Consider the following 19,584-nt stretch of genomic DNA (forward strand, 5'->3'; position numbering starts at 1 on the left):
TTTCACGCTTAGAAAAAGAGCCTGTGAGTCAGGCTCTTTTTTATTTTAGGCTGTTTTTTTCAAATTTGCTGCGGTAAAGCAGGGCAGTGAAGAGAGTCACTAGACAAACGGTCCAGATATAGTACAGGGCACCAATATTGCTATATAGGCTCAACCATTGCACCAGTGGCAAGGTGATTCCACCTGCAATCGCATAGGCCAGATTATAGGAAAATGAAATTCCGCTGAAACGGATTTGTGCCGGGAACATTTTCACCATGCTATAAGAAACCATGCCCACGGTTCCTGAGCTTAGACCGAGCAACATGTAAAGCATGAACACCGTTGACGCTTCAACATGACCCAGACTGTGATAAAAAATCCCAGCCATTGCCGCGACAAAAATAGAGCCAAGTAAAATGACCTTGCCTGCACCGAAACGGTCAGCCAGTACACCAGCAATAATGCAACCGAGCATTTGCATTAGGATTGCAGCACTTTGCATCTTGAATGCATCAGCACGTTCGAAGCCAAAACTGGCCACCAGTAAATTTGGCATCGCCAGAATCAACACCACTACACAGCCGGTCAGGAACCAGGTAAATAACATCCCGATGCCTACAGCAGTTTTGTGGCTTAACAGCACTTGCTTGACCGGTAATTCTTTCGCCAGTTCTTTTTTCGCCTGCATGGCTTTAAAAACTGGAGTTTCTTTCAAATAACTACGTAGGTACAGTGCCACAAAACCAAAAATCCCACCTAGAATGAAGGGAACGCGCCAAGCCCAGTCTTTGATTTCCGCTTCAGTGAACTGTAAGGAAATAAACAGCGACATTAGGGCACCGAGTAGAATTCCGAGTGAGAGGCCTGCGGTCAGCAAGCCATTGGCAATCCCAATTCGGCCTTCAGGCACATGCTCAGACACAAAGGTCCAGGCAGCCGGAATTTCACCGCCAATCGCAATACCTTGAACAACACGCATCAATAGCAGCAGCAATGGTGCAGCATAACCAATACTTTCAAAGGTCGGCATGATTCCGATCATGAGGGTCGGTAGCGCCATCAACAAGATGGATAAACTGAACAGACGTTTACGACCGATCAAATCCCCAAAATGTGCCATTACCACACCGCCGAGTGGGCGAAAGAAATAACCTGCAGCAAAGATACCATAGGTATTCAGCATGGCCCAGAACGGACTTAGGGTACTTGGAAAGAACAGCTCAGAGATCAATTTGGCGTAGAACACATAAATGACAAAATCATAGAATTCCAGTGCGCCACCTAGGGACGATAGTCCGAGGGTGCGTTTGTCAGCACGGCTCAGATAGGGTTGTGCATTCATGTAGTCGTTCCATTATTTAATATCCATGACTTGATTACTGATTTTAAAGAAGGGTTATTTTCTTGAATAATCAATCTTTCTTTGTTCAATCTAAACTAAAATTTATTAAAATTTAAATGAATAAAATTATTTGGAATGTTTTGATTAATTATTTTCCTTTCAAGTGAAGTTTTTAAGGTAACAATAAGTTGGAGTTCACAATATTACTTAAAACACAGCTTATCTTTTTTAGACGTATTTATTCATTTTAGTATGATGTTCATTCTGTAATTTTCCTTCTAAGATAGAGTTAGATGAAAAAATTACAGGATAGCGTGATGACAAATACCTTAGCAGTGGCACAGCAAGGTGAGGCCGTTTTAACCCTAATTGCCAGTCCGGTCACACAGGCTGAATTTGACAGTGACTGGTTGCGGCAATTTAACAGCACCTTGATGGAAACCATGCAGCACCGTCAGGGCGTGGGCATTGCAGCACCGCAGGTTTATGTCTCTAAACGCATTATTATTGTCGCATCACGGCCCAATTTACGTTATCCGGATGCGCCGTATATGGATGCTGTGACCATGATCAATCCGGAGATTATCAGTGCCTCAGCTACGCAAGTATTGGGTGAGGAAGGCTGTTTAAGTGTGCCCGAGCAAAGAGGGAGGGTAGCTCGAGCAGAAGAGGTTGAGGTGCGTTATTTTACCTTAGAGGGAAATGAAGTGGTTCAGTCGTTTAAAGGCTTTCCGGCACGAATTGTACAGCACGAAATTGACCACTTGAATGGAATTTTATTTGTAGAAAAGCTTTCAGAAGCATAATTACTTGGCCTGAATTGCGGTGCCATAAGCGAAGACTTCAACCATACCGCCTTGCATGCCAAGTTCGGTAGTACTGAGACGGATTCCCATAATCTGGTCAGCACCCATTTTTTCTGCTTCCAGTTTTAATCGTATTATAGCTTCACGTCGTGCCCGTTCAACGACACTCTCATAACTGGTCAAACGACCACCTAGCATGTTTTGCACATTAGCAATCGCATATTTAAAGTAATCATGTGAAATCACCACATTGCTGCTGATCATATGACCGGGGAGTGTAGATTCGATGAAGCGGCTATTATTGACCCGGATATAAGCCAAACGCTGTTCCTGTTCATCCAGATATTGCAGATGCTTGCGCTCGTTAAAGCGACCAAAACCGAAACCCACGCTGAACAGAATGGCAAAAATGACAATCTGTATAATCAATCCGTCCATGCATTAGTTCGCCTGTGGAAATGGATCAGGCAGTTTAGGCATGACTGGATCAACGATGACTGCTGTGCCATAAACAAAGAGTTCAGAAGCACCTTGGGCAATATTTGAGGTAGAAAAACGAATACCCACAATCGCATTGGCGCCCATACTGCGGGCTTTTTCAATCATCCGGTTCATGGCTTCCTGACGGGATTCTTCCAGTAATTCGGTATAAGCGGTCAACTCACCACCGACAATATTTTTTAGACCGGCCAGAAAATCACGTCCAACATGCTTACTGCGTACAGTACTGCCATAGACCACATCGATTTGCTGGCGAATAGTATGTCCCGGTACAGATTCCAGATTGCTCAATAACATGCAGATATCTTCTTAATCAGTCATATAATCATGAAGATAGAAAATCTCCTTTAAAAAAGCAATAAAAAAGCCCACCGAAGTGAGCTTTTCTGAAAAGGAGTTAGGCTTATTTTGTCTCTTTCGCACGACGCTGTTCGGTCACAGACGGGCGATACGGTACAGTGTCTGAGGTATTAACTTTCAAACCACCACCAAGACTCTTGTACAGTTCAACCTGGCTGTTCAGATTCGCCTGTTCAAGTAATAACAAACCTTGTTCTGCTGCATATGAAGCACGTTGTGCATCCAGTACAGTCAGATAACTGTCAATACCGGCACGGAAACGTGCCAGAGACAGACGGTAAGTGGTATTAGTTGCATCGACCAGACGGCGTTGAGCAGCAATACGGTCACCAATATTCTGACGTACCGCTAGGGCATCATTCACTTCACGGAATGCAGTCTGAATTGATTTTTCGTAATCTGACAGCGCAATTTGTTGATCTGTTTCGGAAATACGGATATTCGCCTGACGTGTACCCCAATCGAAGATTGGAATATCCAGACTTGGGCCTACAGACCACGCAAAACTGCCAGACTTGAACAGATCACCCAGATCCGCAGATGCAAAACCTGCCGAACCCGTCAGACTGATCGTTGGATACAGACGCGCACGGGCAGCACCAATATTGGCACCTGCCGCAGACAGACGATATTCAGCTGCACGTACATCCGGACGGTTAATCAGCAGATCACTTGGTAAGCCTGCACCTAGTGCTGCATTAGAGGTAATGCGGGTAACACGCTGTGCCGGTAACAGGTTGGCCGGTACGGGTTGACCTACAAGCAGATTTAGCAGGTTTTGTGCCTGAGCCACCTGGGTGCGATAGTTGGCAACATCATTACGTGCAGTTTCAACAGAAATCTGTGCCTGACGTACCGGAAGTTCGCTATCGATACCCACATCAAAACGTTTTTTGTTCAGGTTATAAGATTCAAGCTGGGCTTTCAGCGTTTGCTCAGCCAACGCTAGATTGGCATTGGCAAATGAGTAACTCAGCCATGCTTGGGCCACCTGACCGATCAGGGAAATCTGAGTCGCATCACGCGCACTTTGAGTCGCCAGATAAGTATCCAGTGCATTGTCACGCAAGCTGCGCACACGACCCCAGAAATCCAGCTCAAATGCAGTTACGCCTAGACCGACATTATAAGTCGTCACAGCGCCACGGCTTTGCGGGTTGTTACTGCCAGTGTCCTGACGTAACACGCTGCCGCTCGCACCAATGGTTGGCAGACGGTCATTTTCAGAAATCTGATAAGCCTGTTGGGCACGCTGAATGTTTAATGCGGCAGTACGCAAATCACGGTTATTGATCAATGCCAGGTCCAGTACCTGTAACAGGCGCTGGTCAGCAAAGAATTCTTTATAACCCTGTTCTGCTACAGAAGTACCTGAAGCATTGGTATAACTGCTTGGGATATTTGCCTCTGCAACGGGCTCTGGGCCACGCATGCTTTGACATGCAGTCAAAGCAAGCGCGAGGGCAGATACCGCAATGCTACGACCTGTAATAGACCATATATTTTGCATTACGACTTGTACTCCTGATTTTGTTGTTTTGGTTTGTATTTAAAGATACTTCGAATCCATACGTAGAATACAGGAATAAAGAAGATACCTAAAAGAGTCGAACTGATTACACCACCAAGGACACCATAACCGACGGAGTGCTGGCTACCCGCACCGGCACCTGAAGCAAGTGCTAGTGGAAGTACACCAAAACCGAAGGCAAGGGTGGTCATGATAATTGGACGTAAACGCATTTTTGCTGCATGCAGGGTCGCATCAAACAACTCTTCGCCTTGTTCCTGCAGCTCTTTGGCGAATTCCACAATCAAGATTGCGTTTTTCGCAGAAAGACCAATTACGGCAATAATCGCTACCTGGAAGTAGATGTTATTCGACAGATTCGGGTCTTTAAACAGAATCATACCGCCAAAGGTCAATAGTAATGCACCCACGATGCCTAATGGTACAACCAGAAGAACCGAGAATGGAATTGACCAGCTTTCATACAATGCAGCCAGACACAGGAACACGATCAACAGTGAAAGCGCGTACAAGAATGGTGCCTGTGCGCCAGACTCACGTTCTTCCAGAGACAGACCAGTCCATTCATAGTCGAAACCTTGCATGCCCATTTCAGGAAGCTTGGCAATGATTTCTTCCATCGCACGCATTGCATCACCTGAGCTCACGCCCGGTGCCGGTGTACCCTGAATGTTCATTGCAGATACGCCGTTATAGCGTTCTAGACGAGGCGAACCATAGGTCCATTCACCCGTTGCGAATGCCGAGAACGGTACCATTTCGCCACGGTTGTTACGAACATACCACTGGTTCAGGTCTTCCGGCATCATACGAGAGCTGGCTTCACCCTGAACGTACACTTTTTTCACACGACCACGGTCAAGGAAGTCGTTGATGTACGAACCACCCCACGCCATGCTCATGGTACTGTTAATTTCAGAGATGCTGACACCTAAAGCACCGGCTTGTGCATGATCGACAATCACACGGTACTGCGGGTTATCTTCCTGACCATTTGGACGGACACCTGCAAGACGTTTGTCTTGTGCAGCCAGGCCCAGAACAGTATTACGCGCTGCCAAAAGTTGCTCATGGCTTTGACCACTTGCTGCTTTTAACTGCATGTTAAAGCCGGCAGATACACCCAGTTCAGGCATTGCTGGCAATTGTAATGGCATGATGTAAGACGCATCTTTCACAATCATGTTCAGTGCCATACCACGCTGGATAATTGCACCGACCTGTGATTCTGGTGTGGTACGTTCAGACCAGTCTTTCAGTTTGATAAATGCCAGACCAGCGTTTTGACCTACACCTGTGAATGAGAAACCAGCCACACTGAAGACAGATTGGACATGATCTTTTTCATTTTCCAGGAAGTAGCCTGTCATGGTATTGATGACTTTATCGGTACGTTCCAAGGTTGCATTTGGTGGCAACTGTACCAGCGTCATTACGACACCTTGGTCCTCATCAGGTAAGAATGAAGAAGGTAGTTTCTGGAAGATCAGCACAATAATCCCGATCACCACCGCATAGATGATACCGGAGAAAATCTTGTGGTGTGTCATACGATTGACGCCGCCTTGATATTTCACAGAAACACGGTCAAAGCTATGATTAAACCAGCGGAAGAATCGTGCAGCCGGATTGTTACTTTGCGGCTTGTTCGGATCATGCTGTTTCAGAATGGTTGCACACAGAGCAGGGGTAAAGGTTAAGGCCACCACCAGCGACAGAACCATCGCTGTGACCAGCGTGATTGAGAACTGGCGATAGATAACACCTGTAGAACCACCAAAGAATGCCATTGGTACGAATACTGCAGACAGTACAGAGGTAATACCGATCAGCGCACCAGAGATCTGTTTCATCGACTTTTCAGTCGCCGACACAGGATCCAGATGCTCTTCAGCCATGACACGTTCAACGTTCTCGACCACAACGATCGCATCATCGACGAGCAGACCAATCGCGAGAACCATCGCGAACATGGTCAAGGTGTTGATCGAGAAGCCGAAGATATTAATGATTGCAAAAGTACCCAGTACAACTACTGGAACGGCCATGGTTGGAATAATCGTTGCGCGCCAGTTCTGCAAGAACAGGAACATTACGATGAAGACCAGAATGACTGCTTCAATGAGAGTATGAACCACCGATTCAATCGATAACTGAATGAATGGTGTGGTATCAAATGCCAGTGTATCCACCATCCCTTGAGGATAGTTAGGACGTAACTGTTTTAAACGTTCTTCAACTGCTTCAGCGGTATCCAGTGCATTGGCACCGGTTGCAAGTTTAATCGCAACACCGCCAGCCGGTTTACCATTAAATTTAGAATCAAACTGGTAGTTGTCTGCACCAAGTTCTACACGTGCGACATCGCCCAGGCGGACTTGAGCACCTGAAGTGGTATTTTTCAGGAAGATGTTTTCGAACTGTTCAGGTGTTTGCAGCAGACTTTGCGCATTCACTGTCGCATTCAGTACCTGTCCTTCAATTTGTGGCGCACCACCTAATTGACCGACAGCCACCTGAGCGTTCTGGGTACGGATTGCCTGAGCCACATCACTTGGAGTCACTTGCAGACTAGCCATTTTGGCTGGATCCAGCCAGATACGCATTGCATAAGAACCACCAAAGACCTGAACTTCACCAACCCCGGCCACACGGCTTAAAGGTTCAGAAATGTTTGAGTTTACATAGTCTTTAATGTCATCTGCAGTCAGGCTGCCATCAGGAGAATAGAAAGCTAATACCTGAAGGAAGCTGGCACCAGATTTGGTCACACGTACACCCTGACGTTGTACATCATCAGGTAACAGTGCAGTTGCAGACTGTAATTTGTTTTGTACCTGAACCTGTGCAATATCAGGATCGACACCTTGTTCAAAGTTTAAGGCGATGGATGCCTGACCGTTACCGGCACTGTTCGAGGAAATATAACGCAAGCCATCCAGACCGTTCATCTGCTGCTCGATGATCTGCGTTACTGTATTTTCTACAGTCGCTGCAGATGCACCCGGATAAGTCGCAGAAATGGTGACTGTTGGTGGCGCGATCGTCGGATACTGAGCAATTGGCATTTTGCTGATGGTTAAAATACCCGCCAGCATAATTACCAATGCAATCACCCATGCAAAAATCGGGCGATGGATAAAGAATTTAGCCATGAACCATTACTCCTTATGCATTTGCAGCAGGTTTTTGTTCAGGTTGTTTCTTTGCATCATCTGCCTTTTTTGCATCTGCTGCAGGTTGTTGCGCAGCAGGAGCAGCACCTTGTGGGGCAGCTGCTTGAGGTTGATAGGGTTTAGGCACCACTTGCTGTTCAGGTTTTACCTTGGCAATACCATCAACAATCACTTTATCACCCGGATTTAGACCTTCGGTTACGATCCAGTTACTACCTTGAGTACCGACTGTCGTTACTGGACGTGGAGTTACTTTATTGTCAGCACCCACCAGCATCGCCATGGCCTGACCAGTAGGCGTACGGGTTAACGCCGCTTGTGGAATCAGGAAAGCATTTGGAATTTCGCCTTGCACGATTTGCGCTGTGGCAAACATACCTGGCAGAAGTAAATGGTTTTTGTTCGGGAATACTGCACGTAAAGTCACAGTACCTGTTTCAGGGTTCACGCTGGCATCCGAGAATGCAAGACGGCCTTCGACAGGGTAGATGCTGCCATCTTCAAGCTTTAACTTCACTTTGGTGTTGTTTGAGCTGTTGAGGTTGCCTTTGCTTAGCTGTTGACGCAGGCGTAGCAGTTCAGCACTTGACTGGTTGATATCTACATAGATTGGATCTAGACGCTGAATTGTAACCAGTGGTTCTGTCTGATTTGCAGTCACTAACGCACCCGCCGTAATCGAAGAACGGTTGGTTTGACCAGAAATCGGTGCACGTACGGTTGAATAGCCCAGGTTGATTTCAGCATTACGTAAAGTTGCACGGTTTGCATTCAAATCAGCTTCAGCCAGTTTGACCTGTGCTGCGATGTCATCGTATTCCTGTTTAGAAATGGCATTGGTACCGACCAGTTGACGGTAACGACCTTCTTTAACACGCAATACACCTAAATTCGCTTCAGCACGGGCAATCGCAGCACGAGCATTATCGACAGTAGTACGGTTAGTGCTTGAATCGATTTCATAAAGCGCCTGACCTTCACGGACATAGCTACCTTCAGTGAATAAGCGTTTAAGCACCACACCACTAGCCTGTGGACGTACTTCAGAAATCTCAAATGCTGTTGTACGACCTGAGAGCTCTACAGACTGCTCGACACTTTGTGGCTGTGCAACAAGAATACCGACTTCAGTCGGTGGCATTTGCTGCTGAGCACCAGCTTGCTGGCCCTCTTTAGGATCTTTGCTACAACCAACAAGTGCAAGACTTGTTGCTAATGCGCAAGCAGTCAGGGCGGGAGCCCAAAGCTTTGCAGACATCATTGTTCCACCTCAATTGGATTCTTATCTAAATTTTTTTATTTGTGAGCCGTGCAATATCTGATCCAGACCATATACCACAACGAAATCCAAATAAAACTTATACTCCAGCCGGATATGACATCTGAAGGAAAATGTACACCTAGATAAACTCTTGAAATACCCATAATCAGCATCCATGCACCTGCACCCATCCAGATGATGGTATGTCGGGGATGTTGCCGATATATGAACACTGCCAGACAGCCGAGACAGGCTGCATAGACGCTATGGGCACTCGGGAAGGAGCTTCCATAGCTTTCAACCAGATGAAAAGACTCTGCTGGTCGAGGTCGGGCAATACTGAATTTTAAAAGCCAGCCTAGGAGAATTCCTCCGATAATTCCGATACATATAAAAATTACGCTTGCATGCTTTTTATACCACAGTAGAAAAATACACCATAGTGTGGATAAAAATAATACAAATGGCATGCCACCTATCACTGATAAGGACTGATTAATTTGATTTAAAAATTCTGTGCGATAGCCGCTAATCCATTCAATTGCAAGCACATCCAACTGGCTTAAAGTTGCAATATCAAGAAATAACACACTGAAAATTAAAAATAAAATTCCGACAATAAGTAACAAGTAATGCATGCCAAAAATCCTTGTCCTTTTAACCGTTATTCAGCCGGTTAACTGTCTGCGCTAAAGTGTACTTGTCAGTACACTTTTTTTCAAGAGTGCGTATTTTATGCAAATTCCATTTTTTACTTATGGGATTTTGTACCTAAATGCCCAAATATTCTCGCAATTTTACAGTTTTGTGGATGTATGATTTTCGTCAATTTCAATAGATTGCTTCGGCGGCCAGAAAAACTCACTTGGGCGAGTCAGGAAATGGGTCATGACCAGTTTAGCGAGCGGTTTCCACTGTTCGAAACGCACCCGTCGTGCGCGTAATGCCACAATAATGGTCAGGCTGAAACTTACAAAAAGGTTAGTCAGACCAATCAGCAGAACACCCAGGAAAGAGATGATAATGAGTCCAATATCTGGACCATTAATATTGATTAGTCCTTGGATAAAGTTGGCAGACGCAAAGGCAATATGACGAATATCTAAAGGCAAGCCGAGAATGAAACCGATGGTACCCATACTGCCCAACATAACCCCAAAAATAAAATTACCCGCCAGTGCACCCAGATTACGTTCAATATAGTCAGCAAATCGATGCAAACGTTCTTGTCCCATCAGTTGTGACAGGCGCACATGAGCTCTTAGACGAGGACCGACCTTCCGATACACTGCCATATTATCGAAATAACCGGCTAATAGGCCTGACAGGAATAAACATACTCCAGCCACTGCTGCATGAGGAATCGCTAAAGAAGTAAATGGATTCAGGTCATATAAGGTTTTGGCTGCTTTGGCATGTGTCATTAATGGCTCATGTAGGGCAAATTCCCACATCAGGGCAATCAGTGCTGCAACCGGAATTGCGATTGAAATATTCCCAAGAATCGCGACAAACTGGGTCCGAATGATATTCACAATCAGTGCAGCCAGTTCAGCAATCTGGGCAGTTTTCGAACCCTTACGCTGTTGTACGGTAGAAGCCAGTGCAGCTGCAGTCATCGCTGGCTGTTTGGTTGCAACGGTAAAGTGCAGCACATGAATGAGCATAAAACCGAGCGAATAGTTCATGCTATAGCTAAAGGCTTGCATTAAAGGTGCCATCGTGACACGCGCCATTAAGACTTTCAGCGAGGCCATAAAGGCAATGATGATACCGGCACCGGCTGCCGATTTGTACATGGCCAAAAAGCCTTGCTTGTCGGTACTTACGTAATGTTCACCAGTCTTACTGGCATTTTCAGTTACCTGTAAAGCCAGGAGTTCACTATTGGTAGTCAGTAAGGCACGCACACTGCGTTCGCTATAAATCGCTTCGGTAATATCTGCGATAAACAGACCAATGGACTGATAACGCAGATCATCGTCATCCAGCACCATATTCAACAGGATTTCAATCCGTTCCAGACACTGTTCCAGCAAGGCCAGCATATAGGTCAGGCTGACACTGACCCCAATCCGTTTGGTAGAGCGGCGAATTTTGGCGACAACATCGTGACACTGCTCCAGCATGACCAGAGCTTGAGAAGCATCTGGCGGCGTAATCGCATCTACCAGTTCTACAGTGTTATAGCGTTTTTTATATTCCTGGATAAATTCAATAATCTCACGGTTTTGCACCAGAAAAGGTGATTCATATTCCATGAGCTCAGGCTGGGCATTAATAAATTCAGGATGCAGGCCGATCCCACTCACCCGGTAGGACAGAATCGTTAGTGCTTTAATGATCTGATCTTTGATTCGGGTTTTTTCTACCTGATTGGAATGACCCTGATTTACAACAGCAAAAAGTCGCTGCCAATCCGCTTCATCAAAATAATCCAGCCAGTATTTATCGGTACGCAAATAGAAAATCTTGCGGAACAATTCCTGAAGCTGTAAATGATCTGGAATCACCGGCAGGATATGCGCCCCGATCCGCTGATTCAGCTGGTTCCAGAAACCATCCAGAGAAAGAATCCCGGTATCGGAAAACAGACTGGCTTGTTTATAGCGGTTGATAATTCTTAAAGTGAAACTTTGTAAGGTTAAGACTGCATTGGGAGTGAGCAGTAAAGCCCGGATAAATGCATTAAATTTTGTTTCGATTTCTTCTGTATTTCTGCTGTCTTCTGGGCGTATACGTTCTACAAGTTGGATGAGCAGATTCTCATCCAGCACCGCTTGTGGTTGTTCAAGCTGATGCTGCATGCTTTGAAAAATATCAAGAAAATTAATATGCATAGGCGAGATAAGCGGCTATTGAATCCGGTGAAGAGCCAGTTTGGCCAGATTAACGAGGGCCTGACGATACTCTGAATCGGGTAGTGCATTCAAGGCTTGAATTGCAATTTCTGTTTCTTCGGTTGCACGCTGGCGGCAATAATCCAAGGCGCCAGAATCATTTACAATCTTGATGACTTCTGCCAAATGATCTGTTCCGCCCGTTGCAATACTGCGACGGATAATTTCATGCGATTCCCCAGTTGTATTCTTCATGGCAGCAATCAATGGCAGGGTAGGTTTACCTTCCATCAGGTCATCACCGATGTTTTTACCTAGGGTTTCAGCATCAGAGGTATAGTCCAGAATGTCATCAATAATCTGGAAGGCATTACCGAAGTGACCAGCGAATTTACGTAATGGTTCGCGGAATTCAGTCTTGTCGGAAAGAATAGCGGCACCTTCGGTCGCCAACTCAAACAGGCGAGAAGTCTTGCCATGAATAATACTTAAATAAGTTTCTTCTGAGGTTTCTGGCTGATGTTGCGATTGTAGTTGCAGAACTTCGCCTTCGGCAATTTCGCAGGTACCCGTAGAGAAGTCTTTGAGCAGGGTCATATTGTTAAGGTCGACCAGTAAATCAAAGGCACGCGAAATCAGGAAGTCACCCACTAGCACAGCTGTCTGATTGTTCCATGTGGCATTGGCAGTTGGACGGCCACGACGCAAACCTGACTCATCGACGACATCATCATGAACTAGAGTTGCCGTATGCAACATTTCGATAATGGCTGCCAGTTTGCGATGCTGTTCCAATTCTACGGCACCACAGGCTTTCGCTGCCAACAGGCACATGATTGGGCGCATGCGCTTGCCGCCAGCTTCAACCACATGCTTGCTGACCGCCATCACCAGCGCTACTTTTGAGGTAATTCCTTCGTTAATGAATGTGTCCATCGCAGCAAAGTCGTTAGCAACAGGAGCGAGAATATCTTGCTTAAAGTCGATGGCCATGTGAAAGAAAACCTCTAGTTTGGTAAATCGCAGCGGGTAGTTTAACAATTTATAACATGAGTGAAAGCTAAGAAAAGCACAAACTCCACTAAAAATCAGCTTTTTATAGCACTTCTTTGAGTTTAGCCTAAATTTTGACATTTAAAAAATGAACAATATCTTTCCGCTAAAGTTTTTTTCTAAACATTCTCAGGCAGCCGGAAAACTCGGAATTGAGTATCCTTTTTTTGGCCATTATATCCAATATTAATCTTTGATTTTGAATGAATAATTTAATGATTTATAGGCTTTATAATGGAGTTCATGATTATTTCCTTAAAATGGCTTGTTGTTTCTTATAATATCCCTTAAAATCTTTGCCCTTGTATAACCCCCAGTGGCGCGCGTTTTAAGATCGATATATTCCTTTATCGGCACGTCGACACGGGCATGTTTGGAGTACATTATGTACGCAGTAATCCAAAGCGGTGGTAAACAGCACCGTGTAGTTGAGGGTGAAACCCTTAAAGTTGAATTATTGAAAGCTGAAACTGGTTCAACAATTACGTTTGATGACGTACTTATGCTTGTAAACGGTGATAGCATTCAAATCGGTGCTCCAGTTGTAGCTGGCGCTAAAGTAACTGCAGAAGTAGTTAGCCATGGTCGTCACGACAAAATCCGCATCATCAAAATGCGTCGTCGTAAGCACTACCGTAAACAACAAGGTCACCGTCAATGGTTCACTGAGTTGAAAATTACTGGTATCTCAGGCTAATTACTAGGAGTAAATAGACATGGCAACTAAAAAAGCCGGTGGTTCGACTAAGAACGGTCGTGATTCGAATCCTAAGATGTTAGGTGTTAAAGTTTACGGTGGCCAAACTGTAACTGCAGGTAACATCATCGTTCGTCAACGTGGTACTGAATTCCACGCTGGTCAAAACGTAGGTATGGGCCGTGACCATACATTATTTGCTACTGCTGATGGCGTAGTAAAATTCGAAGTGAAAGGTCAATTTGGCCGTCGCTACGTATCTGTTGAAGCATAATTTGCTGAGATAGAAAAAAGACCCACAGTTTCTGTGGGTTTTTTTATGCGTGAAGGTTTATCGGCTTATAAAGCTGTGACAGCGAATGTAAATATCACTATTGAATCTTCATAATGATGAATAAAAGTAGGAATTCTGCATTAATAACAATACAAAACTTCTTATTTTCTATCATCTTAGTTTGAGAAATTGGTTTAAGATGAGTCATTAGATAAATAGCGATATGCAAATACAAAAAGGTGAGATTATGAGTATGCTTCGTAAAACTGTATGTGCCATAACAATCGGTACGGCGACACTGGCACCTGTCATGAGCACGACTGTATTTGCCGCAACTGCAGCGACGGAGCAGCAAGCTACTGCGAATCTGGTGAAACAGCTCAGCAATATCCGTAGCTTAACTGCAAATTTTGAACAAACGACTAAAGTCATGAATCCGAAAGCGACCCAGAAAAAAGGCTTGACTGCGCAGCACATGAACCAGACCTTTAAAGGTGTGATGAAAGTGGCGCGTCCGGGTAAATTCTACTGGGAAACTTCAAGCCCGTCGAAACAGACTATTGCTACTACTGGTAAAACCGTATGGATCTATGATCCAGACTTGCAGCAAGCAGTGCGTCAGAGTCTAGACGATCAAGTGGCAAATACACCGGCATTATTATTGTCCGGCAATACTAGCCAGATTATGCAATCTTATCGCGTAACTCAGCCGAATAAAGCTAAAACCTATTACACGCTTTATCCGAAAAATACCGATGGGGTTTTTGAAAGCCTGACTATCAGTTTTGGTGCGAACAAAGCGCCTAGCTTGATGATTTTGCAAGATTCATTAGGCCAGACTACCAATATTAAATTCAGTAATGTCAAACTGAATACCACGATTCCGGCATCTACATTTAACTTTACCCCGCCAAAAGGCACAGACATTATTGATCAATAAACATCAAGATCAACTCAACAAAAAAGCAATCTTCGGGTTGCTTTTTTTTGTTCCTGATCGAGATGGATCTGGAGTCATTACAAGGTTGGCGTATATCTAGAAGTTCGGGTGTTTTAGAATAAACAAAAGTTGAGTCAATGAAATTGCAAAATTTTAGGAGCTCAGGATGAAAATGACTTCATGTAAAATAGGCTGGATCGGTTGTATCTTGTGTCTGAATCTCGGGCTATTTGCCTGTCAGCCTCAAACCTCTTCAGTCACTACATCCGCGCAATCAGAAGACACAGGAGAAATCCAATCCAAAATAGTTCCAGTTAAAGATGCCAATCAGGTCGTGTGTGAAATCGAAGGTTGTGTGCGCTTTGATTTGCAGACTGTAGATACCAATATGAGTTGGATTGATCAATACTTCATGGAGCGTATTCAGCGTACTGAGCCGGTCGCTTTTAGCAAAGTGACCAGTAATAAAATTAAAGCAAAGGATCAGCCAAAATTTATTGATCAACGTTCCATTCAGGTGAATTACCTGAATCAGCATGCGCATCTGGCCACTTTTATATTTAAAACTGCCCATCAGCCTGAACGTGCAGCACAGCCCCAATCTCATACTGAATATGTCAATCTGGATCTAAAACAAAAGAAACGTCTAGCTCTTCATCAGGTTATGTGCGGTAATACAGATGAAAAACTGAAACAGACTCTATATCAAGCAAATAAAGACTGGCTGGATCGTTATCAAATCACCCAGCAGAAACTAGCACTGAGTGATAATTATTATTTTGACAGTCAGGGCTTGGTACTGGTTTATCCGGCAGGCGAGTTGAACAAGACAATCAGTGATATGGCAGAATTAAAAGTACCTTATACAGCATTAAGAGAGATCATCCGGCCTGAATATTTATCGCTTTTGCCTCAAACAAGCCTTTAAATATTGCGCTAATAAACTCCAGCCGGTAGGTCAGTCACTGTATTTTTTGACGTTAAGAGCTTACACTATAGCCAGTTTTTTTCTTATCCAAAGATTGGCTATGATCGACCCGAAATTACTTAGAAATAATATTGAGGCTGTAAATTTAGCCTTGGCAAAACGTGGTGTTCAACTGAATGTTGAGGAGTGGGCATCATTAGAAGCTCGACGTAAAGAGATTCAATCCAAAACTGAATCCTTGCAAGCTGAGCGTAATGCCGGTGCCAAGCAAGTGGGTCAGATCAAAAAAGCAGGTGGCGATGCCTCTGAAATCATGGCACGCATGTCTTCAATTGGTGATGAAATCAAGGCTGCTGAAGCTGCACTGGCTGAGCTGCAAGCTGAACTAGAAGAAAAATCACTGTCTATTCCAAACCTGCCAGATGAATCTGTACCTGAAGGTAAAGATGAAAATGACAATGTGGAAGTCCTGAAATGGGGTACACCACGCGAATTTGACTTTGAAATCAAAGACCATACTGACCTGGGCGAAATGATGGGTGGTCTGGAATTTGAAACTGCGACCAAATTGACTGGTTCACGGTTTAGCGTTCTGAAAGGTCCTTTAGCGCGTCTGCAACGTGCCATCACTCAGTTCATGCTGGATACGCATACCACTAAAAATGGCTATACCGAAGCCTATGTACCTTATTTGGTGAATGCAGATTCTTTACGTGGTACAGGTCAGTTACCGAAATTTGAAGAAGACCTGTTCAAGCTGCAAGGTGAGAAAGAATTCTACCTGATCCCTACGGCTGAAGTACCTGTAACCAACTTCGTGCGTGATGAAATCATCGATGCCGACCGTCTGCCACTGAAATATGCAGCACATACCCCATGTTTCCGTAGTGAAGCCGGTTCATATGGCCGTGATACCCGTGGTCTGATCCGTCAACACCAGTTCGACAAAGTTGAGATGGTTCAGATTGTAAAACCTGAAGACTCTATGCAGGCACTGGAAGAGTTAACTGGTCATGCAGAAGGTATTTTGCAAGCATTAGGTCTGCCATACCGTAAAATCATTCTGTGTGGCGGTGATATGGGCTTTGGTGCATGCAAAACTTATGACCTTGAAGTCTGGGTGCCAAGTCAAAATACGTATCGTGAGATTTCATCTTGCTCAAATATGTGGGATTTCCAGGCACGCCGTATGAAAGCGCGTTACCGTGCTGACCAGAAAAAAACTGAATTCGTACATACGCTGAATGGTTCAGGTCTGGCTGTAGGTCGTACTTTACTGGCGGTCATGGAAAACTATCAACGTGCTGATGGTTCAATTGAGATCCCTGAAGTACTGCGTCCGTATATGGGTGGTGCAACTTACATCGACTAAATGTCGGTGTATGCACCAAAATGTGCATGAAAATTGCTTAGACAGTCAGATTTAAAACTTTTTGAGGTATTTTGTGGATATCTTTCCAATCTCGTTAAAGTTGCAACAGCAACCTTGTCTGATTGTCGGTGGTGGACATATTGCATACCGTAAAGCGGTATTGCTACAGAAAGCAGGGGCAGTCATTTCGGTGGTTGCACCTGAGATCGAAGCGAGTCTGCTTGAGATTGTTCAAGCGACCGCCGGTCAATATGTTCAGGCACCTTTCAATTCTGAAATTCCTCTACGTTCCTACCGTCTGGTGATTGCAGCGACCAATGATGCTGGAGTCAACCGTCAGGTGTTTGAAGACTGTGAAGCTGAAAATGTGCTGGTCAACAGTGTTGATGATCCACCACATTGCCGTTTCATGGTGCCAGCAATTATCGACCGCTCACCACTGGTTATTTCAGTCGCGAGTAACGGTACTTCACCAGTATTGTCTCGTCAGATCCGCACTCAGCTTGAAGCTACCATTCCGCATGGTATGGGTAAACTGGCTGAGTTCTCTGGTAAGTGGCGTAGTGCAGTTAAAGCCAAGATCACTAATCCCGATGAACGCCGTATCTTCTGGGAAGATTTATATGCCAGTCCTTTGAAAGAACAGGTATTTAATGAAAATCTGGCTGAAGCCGACCGTTTGATTGAACAAGCCTTAAATGAATGGCAAAAGCCAAAAGGTGAGGTTTATCTGGTCGGTGCCGGACCGGGTGATCCGGAGTTATTGACGCTAAAAGCCTTACGCTTGATGCAGCAGGCCGATGTGGTGATCTATGACCGTTTGGTCTCTGCACCGATTATGGATCTCTGTCGCCGTGATGCAGAAAAGATCTATGTCGGTAAGGCGAGGTCCAATCATGCGGTGCCACAAGAAGGGATTAATGCCTTACTGGTGAAATATGCCAGCGAAGGCAAGCGAGTCTGTCGTCTAAAAGGCGGTGATCCGTTTATCTTTGGTCGTGGCGGTGAAGAGATTGAAGAGCTGTTTGCTGCTGGCGTGGCCTTTCAGGTCGTGCCTGGCATTACCGCAGCTTCAGGCTGTTCAGCTTATGCTGGTATTCCGCTCACTCATCGTGATTATGCACAAAGCGTGCGTTTCCTGACAGGTCATTTAAAAGAAGGTTCTCCTGAACTGCCTTGGAATGAACTGGTTTATGAAAACCAGACACTGGTACTTTATATGGGACTGGTGGGACTGGAAAAAATCTGTGCACAATTGATTGAGCATGGTCAGCGTCCAGATATGCCAGTGGCCTTGGTCTCAAAAGGCACCACACCAGAGCAAAAAGTGGTGGTGGGAACGCTCCAAGATATTGCATCGAAAGTGAATGAGCACCATATTCAGGCACCAACCTTGACCATTATTGGTGAAGTGGTGCGTTTACGTGAAAAATTGAAGTGGTCCTAAATGGCCACTAAACTCCCAAAAGTAGAGAAAAGCTGTGATCCATGTTGTTTTATATGAACCTGAAATTCCTGCCAATACAGGTAATATTATTCGCCTATGCGCAAATACGGGAGCACAGTTACATTTGGTCAAGCCCCTTGGCTTTGAACTGGATGATAAAAAACTAAGACGTGCCGGTCTCGATTATCATGAATATGCCAATATGCAGATTTGGGAAAATATTGAAGAGTGTCTGGCCGATCTGGCTACTAAGGGCGTAGGTGTGGATGCGGTTTATCCGCTGACCACCAAAGGTTTTGAAACCCCGCATACCTCAGATCTAAATCGTTCTGTAGCCTTGTTGATGGGATCAGAAACTCGTGGCTTGCCAGAGCATGTACGTATGATGTTCCCAAAAGAGCACTGGATTCGTCTGCCAATGGCCGAGAATTCACGCAGCTTGAATCTGTCCAATGCAACAGCTGTGATTGTCTATGAAGCTTGGCGTCAACAGGGTTTTAAACCGCTTTAAGTTCATCGTACCGATTTAAACAGCTGCCTAAAGGCAGCTTTTTTATTTTATGTAACAGATACAGGTACATGTTTGGTCTTTCAGGTAATCTTGTAGATAAGCTGTTGAGAATGTAGAAAAAAGGATGGTTTTTAGCAAGCTGTAGTACGTTATTGCTGGCCAGCATGATGACACAGGCTCAAGAAGCGCCACAGCAATCAGTATCATCACAAGATACAGCTCAGCCCATTACTCAGGAATAAATCCGCCAAGGGCTGGCAGCGATGCAACGGCGCTTAAATAGCCGCATTGAGCAATGGGGCAAAATCCTTAGCCGTGATGATTTCGAGTGGACTTGGCGTGGACGTCAGATGAAACCAGCCAAACGTCAGGAAGTTTGTGATATTTTTCAGGGCGTGGTGAATGAAATGTATCAAATGGCGGTAAAGAACAAGGCTCGACTCAGTCCGGAAGATCAGAAACTATTATCCAATCATGATCTGTTTATTGAAAAATTGGGCTTTCAAAATAACCGGGTCAATACCCAGATGGGTTTTGACTGTCGCCTACAATAAGCCCAGTCC

The 19,584-nt window shown here is 44.9% G+C and carries 17 protein-coding genes and 1 pseudogene; 9 read left to right on the forward strand and 9 right to left on the reverse strand.

Annotated features, from left to right (window positions below; translation table 11 throughout):
• Positions 1-40 precede the first annotated feature (40 nt).
• Positions 41-1,324, reverse strand: coding sequence for an MFS transporter (locus tag B3143_RS13385; protein ID WP_034701692.1), 1,284 nt, complete (start codon positions 1,322-1,324; stop codon positions 41-43).
• A gap of 317 nt (positions 1,325-1,641) precedes the next feature.
• On the opposite strand from B3143_RS13385, the gene def reads away from it, so the two are divergent.
• Positions 1,642-2,130 (forward strand): peptide deformylase, encoded by a 489-nt coding sequence (def, locus tag B3143_RS13390; RefSeq protein ID WP_034701745.1) that lies wholly within the window; start codon positions 1,642-1,644, stop codon positions 2,128-2,130.
• Here the strand turns inward: def and B3143_RS13395 are convergent, their stop codons facing one another.
• The 8 genes from B3143_RS13395 to sdsA all read right to left on the reverse strand — a co-directional run bounded on the left by B3143_RS13395 (position 2,131) and on the right by sdsA (position 12,792).
• Positions 2,131-2,568, reverse strand: coding sequence for a YbjQ family protein (locus B3143_RS13395; protein WP_034701689.1), 438 nt, complete (start codon positions 2,566-2,568; stop codon positions 2,131-2,133). It abuts the gene before it with no gap.
• A gap of 3 nt (positions 2,569-2,571) precedes the next feature.
• Positions 2,572-2,928: a YbjQ family protein gene (locus B3143_RS13400; RefSeq protein WP_034701686.1), complete on the reverse strand. Its 357-nt coding sequence runs from the start codon at positions 2,926-2,928 to the stop codon at positions 2,572-2,574.
• A gap of 106 nt (positions 2,929-3,034) precedes the next feature.
• Complete coding sequence (adeK, locus tag B3143_RS13405; protein WP_034701683.1) at positions 3,035-4,501, reverse strand: multidrug efflux RND transporter AdeIJK outer membrane channel subunit AdeK; 1,467 nt, start codon at positions 4,499-4,501, stop codon at positions 3,035-3,037.
• Positions 4,501-7,677: an efflux RND transporter permease subunit gene (locus B3143_RS13410; RefSeq protein WP_005236901.1), complete on the reverse strand. Its 3,177-nt coding sequence runs from the start codon at positions 7,675-7,677 to the stop codon at positions 4,501-4,503. Before B3143_RS13410 ends, adeK begins: the two co-directional genes overlap by 1 nt.
• A gap of 13 nt (positions 7,678-7,690) precedes the next feature.
• The gene (locus B3143_RS13415) at positions 7,691-8,959 is read right to left on the reverse strand and encodes an efflux RND transporter periplasmic adaptor subunit (protein ID WP_034170140.1); all 1,269 of its coding nucleotides are present in this window, start codon (positions 8,957-8,959) and stop codon (positions 7,691-7,693) included.
• 35 nt (positions 8,960-8,994) lie between these two features.
• On the reverse strand, positions 8,995-9,597 hold the full coding sequence (locus B3143_RS13420) for a phosphatase PAP2 family protein (RefSeq protein WP_034701676.1): 603 nt from the start codon (positions 9,595-9,597) through the stop codon (positions 8,995-8,997).
• A 159-nt stretch (positions 9,598-9,756) separates the two neighbouring features.
• The gene (locus B3143_RS13425; RefSeq protein WP_034701673.1) at positions 9,757-11,799 is read right to left on the reverse strand and encodes a site-specific recombinase; all 2,043 of its coding nucleotides are present in this window, start codon (positions 11,797-11,799) and stop codon (positions 9,757-9,759) included.
• A 15-nt stretch (positions 11,800-11,814) separates the two neighbouring features.
• A complete protein-coding gene (gene sdsA, locus B3143_RS13430; protein WP_004784900.1) occupies positions 11,815-12,792 on the reverse strand; it encodes an All-trans-nonaprenyl-diphosphate synthase in 978 nt (325 codons plus the stop codon).
• Positions 12,793-13,237: 445 nt separating this feature from the next.
• Between sdsA and rplU the strand changes: the two genes are divergently transcribed.
• The 8 genes and pseudogenes from rplU to B3143_RS13470 all read left to right on the forward strand — a co-directional run bounded on the left by rplU (position 13,238) and on the right by B3143_RS13470 (position 19,575).
• Complete coding sequence (gene rplU, locus B3143_RS13435; RefSeq protein WP_004784898.1) at positions 13,238-13,549, forward strand: 50S ribosomal protein L21; 312 nt, start codon at positions 13,238-13,240, stop codon at positions 13,547-13,549.
• 19 nt (positions 13,550-13,568) lie between these two features.
• Entirely contained in the window at positions 13,569-13,823 is a 255-nt protein-coding gene (rpmA, locus tag B3143_RS13440) for a 50S ribosomal protein L27 (RefSeq protein ID WP_004784896.1), read from the forward strand.
• Positions 13,824-14,070: 247 nt separating this feature from the next.
• Positions 14,071-14,763, forward strand: coding sequence for an outer membrane lipoprotein chaperone LolA (gene lolA / locus B3143_RS13445; RefSeq protein WP_286740909.1), 693 nt, complete (start codon positions 14,071-14,073; stop codon positions 14,761-14,763).
• Positions 14,764-14,929: 166 nt separating this feature from the next.
• Positions 14,930-15,691 (forward strand): hypothetical protein, encoded by a 762-nt coding sequence (locus tag B3143_RS13450; RefSeq protein ID WP_004784893.1) that lies wholly within the window; start codon positions 14,930-14,932, stop codon positions 15,689-15,691.
• Positions 15,692-15,791: 100 nt separating this feature from the next.
• Positions 15,792-17,063, forward strand: coding sequence for a serine--tRNA ligase (gene serS / locus B3143_RS13455; protein WP_004784891.1), 1,272 nt, complete (start codon positions 15,792-15,794; stop codon positions 17,061-17,063).
• A 73-nt stretch (positions 17,064-17,136) separates the two neighbouring features.
• The gene (gene cysG / locus B3143_RS13460) at positions 17,137-18,510 is read left to right on the forward strand and encodes a siroheme synthase CysG (protein WP_004784888.1); all 1,374 of its coding nucleotides are present in this window, start codon (positions 17,137-17,139) and stop codon (positions 18,508-18,510) included.
• 34 nt (positions 18,511-18,544) lie between these two features.
• The gene (locus B3143_RS13465) at positions 18,545-19,021 is read left to right on the forward strand and encodes a tRNA (cytidine(34)-2'-O)-methyltransferase (protein WP_004784885.1); all 477 of its coding nucleotides are present in this window, start codon (positions 18,545-18,547) and stop codon (positions 19,019-19,021) included.
• Positions 19,022-19,185: 164 nt separating this feature from the next.
• Positions 19,186-19,575, forward strand: a pseudogene (locus tag B3143_RS13470) (hypothetical protein).
• The last annotated feature ends 9 nt before the right edge of the window (positions 19,576-19,584 follow it).

The sequence above is a fragment of the Acinetobacter sp. UBA1496 genome (genome assembly GCF_002324975.1).
GTDB lineage: Bacteria > Pseudomonadota > Gammaproteobacteria > Pseudomonadales > Moraxellaceae > Acinetobacter > Acinetobacter variabilis.

Bases quoted from the DNA above. Each gene is read 5' to 3' on its own strand.
- B3143_RS13385 (WP_034701692.1), bottom strand. From the start codon at position 1,324: ATGAATGCACAACCCTATCTGAGCCGTGCTGACAAACGCACCCTCGGA.
- def (WP_034701745.1), top strand. From the start codon at position 1,642: ATGACAAATACCTTAGCAGTGGCACAGCAAGGTGAGGCCGTTTTAACC.
- B3143_RS13395 (WP_034701689.1), bottom strand. From the start codon at position 2,568: ATGGACGGATTGATTATACAGATTGTCATTTTTGCCATTCTGTTCAGC.
- B3143_RS13400 (WP_034701686.1), bottom strand. From the start codon at position 2,928: ATGTTATTGAGCAATCTGGAATCTGTACCGGGACATACTATTCGCCAG.
- adeK (WP_034701683.1), bottom strand. From the start codon at position 4,501: ATGCAAAATATATGGTCTATTACAGGTCGTAGCATTGCGGTATCTGCC.
- B3143_RS13410 (WP_005236901.1), bottom strand. From the start codon at position 7,677: ATGGCTAAATTCTTTATCCATCGCCCGATTTTTGCATGGGTGATTGCA.
- B3143_RS13415 (WP_034170140.1), bottom strand. From the start codon at position 8,959: ATGATGTCTGCAAAGCTTTGGGCTCCCGCCCTGACTGCTTGCGCATTA.
- B3143_RS13420 (WP_034701676.1), bottom strand. From the start codon at position 9,597: ATGCATTACTTGTTACTTATTGTCGGAATTTTATTTTTAATTTTCAGT.
- B3143_RS13425 (WP_034701673.1), bottom strand. From the start codon at position 11,799: ATGCATATTAATTTTCTTGATATTTTTCAAAGCATGCAGCATCAGCTT.
- sdsA (WP_004784900.1), bottom strand. From the start codon at position 12,792: ATGGCCATCGACTTTAAGCAAGATATTCTCGCTCCTGTTGCTAACGAC.
- rplU (WP_004784898.1), top strand. From the start codon at position 13,238: ATGTACGCAGTAATCCAAAGCGGTGGTAAACAGCACCGTGTAGTTGAG.
- rpmA (WP_004784896.1), top strand. From the start codon at position 13,569: ATGGCAACTAAAAAAGCCGGTGGTTCGACTAAGAACGGTCGTGATTCG.
- lolA (WP_286740909.1), top strand. From the start codon at position 14,071: ATGAGTATGCTTCGTAAAACTGTATGTGCCATAACAATCGGTACGGCG.
- B3143_RS13450 (WP_004784893.1), top strand. From the start codon at position 14,930: ATGAAAATGACTTCATGTAAAATAGGCTGGATCGGTTGTATCTTGTGT.
- serS (WP_004784891.1), top strand. From the start codon at position 15,792: ATGATCGACCCGAAATTACTTAGAAATAATATTGAGGCTGTAAATTTA.